Source organism: Mongoliibacter sp. (assembly GCF_007692705.1).
Lineage (GTDB): Bacteria > Bacteroidota > Bacteroidia > Cytophagales > Cyclobacteriaceae > Mongoliibacter.
The window spans coordinates 1-4,298 of the sequence record NZ_REBN01000041.1 but is presented as its reverse complement, the minus strand read 5'-3'; the positions used below and the strand labels follow the sequence as shown (position 1 = coordinate 4,298).

The window sequence follows — 4,298 nt, the reverse complement described above, 5'->3', positions numbered from 1 at the left end:
CTTTTGATGGGGGTTGATAACCCACTTTGTCGGGGTGACAGGATTTGAACCTGCGACCACACGCCCCCCAGACGTGTACGCTACCGGACTGCGCCACACCCCGATTTGTTGCCCGAAATTAATACGCACCTCTCAATTATCAAAAATTCCGCTCTCTTTTGATTTTTTCCTTTTGTATCCTCCTCATTATCACACTGATTTTAAAAATCAAGGGGTAACAACAATACTTTTTTGGGATTTAATAATAAAATCTGTGACTGATGTTAATTACCGAATAAAATCAATAAAATGTTGTTTGAAATAAGTCTTTTGAAACTTATATTGAACTGCTTTTAAAACAAAATTTTGATTAACATTCAGTAAGCCAATTATTAGTCGCCTGATCTTTTTTCCAACCTTAATCAAACTGAAATGAAAACATTTTCCAAAATCCCCGGAGTTTTAATCTTGATGCTATTTATCATGCTTTCAGCATGTGAAAAAAATCAAACAGAAATTAAAGATCAGCCATTAAAAAATGTCAAAACCCCATATGTTAAGGGAGAGGTTATAGTTGCTTATAAGAATAAAGATGCTAAGGATAAATATGGTAAACTTGTCGCCAATCATCTTAATGAAAATTTTGAGAATGTTGAATTGGTAAAATGTTCGGACTGTCTGGAATTGACAGAACTCTGGCGTGCTGATGGTATTGAGGATCATATTGGCAGCATATTAAACAGTGTGATTGATGGTAGTAATGATATTGTAAGGACTACCCCAACAGTGGTGGCAGGAACTACTGGGGATGGTGATTTGGCTATCTCACTTAATTATATTACTGAGGTTTTTGATTCTGATGGTGCGAAATTGAAGAAGCCCGATTATTCCAATACTCCAAAATCGAACGATAACTTAGTTGTAGCAATTTTAGACTCAGGAATTGACACCGAATTTATTGGTGACACATATCTTTGGCAATCTGCGGCATCTTCAAGCTGTTTTCCTAGTGAAATATTTGGCTGGAATTTTACCGAAAATGGTGAATCTTTTGATGTTTCAGACAATACCTCATCTATGCATGGGACAATTGTCAATTTATATATTTTAGAGCAGCTTGTTGTTCATGCTGAGTCTGTTCCGAGGTTGTTGAATGTAAAAGTACTTAATGAAAAAAATCAAGGCTCTCTATTTTCTTTGGTTTGTGGAGTACACTACGCGGTTAATAAAGGAGCTAGCATCATAAATACCAGTCTTGGTTTTTATGATTACGAGGTATATGATAATTTCCCACAAAAAAAACATCCAGTAATGCATTACCTGCATACCTCTTATGCAAATGACGGTAGTGTGCTTTTTGTTACTGCAGCTGGTAATGGAAAAGGAAAATTTGATGATGGCAGAAATCTGGAGAAAAATCCATTTTATCCCGCAGTTCTGAGCGATAATTTTTTAAGTAAAATCAACAATGTACTAACAGTTACCACCTCTGATGGTTTGGGTAATGAAGTTAGTGACAGACAGAATTATTCCCCAAGGCATGTTGACGCAGCTATCAGATCTGATTTTGATGGTGATTTTTCATTTCAATTTCCATTTCAGGAAAATCTATCAAATCAAGACAGGCTAGTCGGCTCCTCTTTTTCCAATGCAATTCTTACTGGGAAAATAGCTTATGGCTGGAAGCCAGAATTCAGGAATTTGTTTAGGGATGATGCCAAGGCCAACTGGGTAAGGGCAATACTTCAAGCTGATAATAGATCAGAACAATTGGCAAATAAAGTAAATGAGGGAGTTTCTTATTCTAGGTTGAACAACAGACAGTGAAATGAACTTTCCAACAAGTAGGTTATTGATTGTTTTTTTATTTCAACTGATGGTTGGGTTTTCTATGGCCCAAAACCAAAAAGATCCGGCCTTTTGGCTTGATCAGGTCAATGCCATACATGCCAATCCTGATTATTATTGGAATGAGAAATTGGAGAAAGTGACAGCAATTCACGACAAGTTTTTGGAGAGTAATGATAAGAATGGCATATATGCTAAAATCATCCATCGGATGGGGGATTATCATAGGATTTTAGGTGAATTTCCTGAAGCAATCAGCTTAATGCAGGAGGCCATAGCAATCAATAAATCAAATGCTGAACATGCAGAGGAATTTTACCTTTCCTTTACCTATTGTAACATAGGTATTGCCTATCAAGAACTCGGTTTGCAGGAAAAAGCTGAGTTATATTATGACAGTGCTTTATTCCTTCACCGGAAATTTCCCGCAGAGACTTTCCCGCCTGCTTATATATCCTTTGATAGAAAAACAGTTTATACGTTCAATAAGGGGGAGTATCAGCGAACTGTAGATCTGTTGGATTATGCTTTTGGTTCTATTTCAGGTTTGGACGGAACCATAGAGAAAAACCTGCTTCTGATCAAAAAAGCAAGGGCACTTTTGGAACTCGAGGAATTTGAACAGGCAGAAAAGATCTATCTGGAAAGTATTGGATTGTTTGAAAGTGGCCAATATTCAGGTGAATATCCCGCATTTGCCTATAACTCTTATGGAATATATCTGGCTAGAAGCGAGAGGCCTGAGGAAGCAGAGCAATATTTCGACAAATCAATTCAGATTTATCTAGGTCTCGGTGCATTGGGCAATGTGCTCAATGTATTGGATGAGCTTTATTTCACTTGGGCAAAAAAGGATGATGAGAAGGCATTAACTTACCTGAATCGGGCAAGAAAATATCTGGAACCATATCCGGATTCAAAGGAAAATCTTGTTACGTTAAATCATATGGGAAGAACCTTGATGCGTTTGGACCGCTTCGATGAAGCGTTACAGCTGCAGCAGGAAGCCTTGCGTTTTGCGGTAGATGATTTCAAGTCCACAGACTATTTCCATAATCCTTCTCTTCCTCAAATCCAGCAAACTTCCAGTTTTATGGAAATTGCTATGATACTCAAAAATAAGGGAGAGACTCTACTGCGGAAATACCAACATAATCAAGGAAATGGCAATGAGCTCGACCATGCCCTTTCCACATTGAAGTTATCAGATAAAGTAATTGATTTGATGCGGTGGGACCAACAGGCTGAAAATACCAAAGCTTATTGGAGAGCATCCACAAAATCGCTTTATGAAATGGCTTTGGAGGCTGCTTTTAATTTAAATGATCAGCAGGCTGCATTTTATTTTATGGAAAAAAGCAGGGCTGTTATGCTGAATGACCAGCTGAGTGAAATGGGAGCATTAAAGTTTTTAACCGAAAAAGACCTATATCAGGAAAGGCAATTGAAAACTGAGGCCTTATCAATGAAAAATCTCATGCTCAAAGCAGAAAATGGAGATGCCGCCTACCAAAAGGCATCTGTTGATTGGTTTGAAGCACAATCTCGGTATGAATCATTTATCAAAGAATTAGAAAAAAAATATCCGAACTATTATCAATATAAATATGATACTACGGTATTAAGCCTAAGCCGATTACAGGGTTCCTTATTAAGTGAAAGTCAAGCTTACTTATCTTATTTTGTAGGTGAAGAGTCAACCTATCTTTTTTATGCGGCTAAAGACCAGTCTGGATTTGAAAAATTAGCTTCAACTGACCTCAAGGATAAAGCCGATCAATTGCTTGGGCTGGTTTCGGATAGAAACAAGCTCAATAGTGATTTCAAAAACTTTCAGAAAATGTCCTTTCAACTTTACGCTGATTTGATTCCAGTGGGGTTAAAAGGCTATGATCGGTTAATAGTTTCCCCTGATGAGTTTTTTATACCCTTTGAACTTTTGATGACCGACAGTACCAGTAAAAATGCATATTTGCTTCAAAGTCATGCTTTAAGTTATACCTATTCTGCTGGGTTTTTGGCAAAAAATAAAAAGGATAACAAAAACCATAAGGTTTTTGGCTTGGCTCCTGTGGAATATAAGGCGGAGCTTCAACAGGCGAGCCTACTTGGGGCAGACCTTTCCTTAAAGAGGATCAATAAATTTTTCCCCAGCAATCATTTTGTGACTTATGAAAAAGCTACGAAACAGAATTTCTTGGACAATTTGTCCCATTATTCCATCGCGCAACTTTATTCTCATGCAGTGGCGGATGCAGAAGGGATTGAGCCTAGGCTATATTTTTATGATGAATCCATGCCTTTGTCAGAACTACAACTCTTGGGAGATCTGTCCACCCAGTTGATTGTTTTGGCGGCATGTAATACAGGTGTAGGAAAAAATATCAGTGGTGAAGGAATTTTTTCTTTGGCGAGGGGCTTTGCAGCAGCAGGAATCCCCAGTAGTATAACTACCCTTTGGGAAGTCGAAA

2 protein-coding genes and 1 tRNA gene are annotated in these 4,298 nt (G+C 37.9%); 2 read left to right on the top strand and 1 reads right to left on the bottom strand.

The genetic code is table 11. The annotated features are described in order from the left end of the window. Positions 1 to 29: 29 nt before the first annotated feature. Positions 30 to 103 (bottom strand) — tRNA-Pro (locus EA341_RS00630). Positions 104 to 411: 308 nt separating this feature from the next. Between EA341_RS00630 and EA341_RS00625 the strand changes: the two genes are divergently transcribed. Further along, positions 412 to 1,806 (top strand): S8 family serine peptidase, encoded by a 1,395-nt coding sequence (locus EA341_RS00625; RefSeq protein ID WP_293010746.1) that lies wholly within the window; start codon positions 412 to 414, stop codon positions 1,804 to 1,806. 1 nt (position 1,807) lies between these two features. Beyond that, on the top strand, positions 1,808 to 4,298 hold a 2,491-nt coding region (locus EA341_RS00620; protein WP_293010745.1), incomplete at its 3' end, for a CHAT domain-containing protein.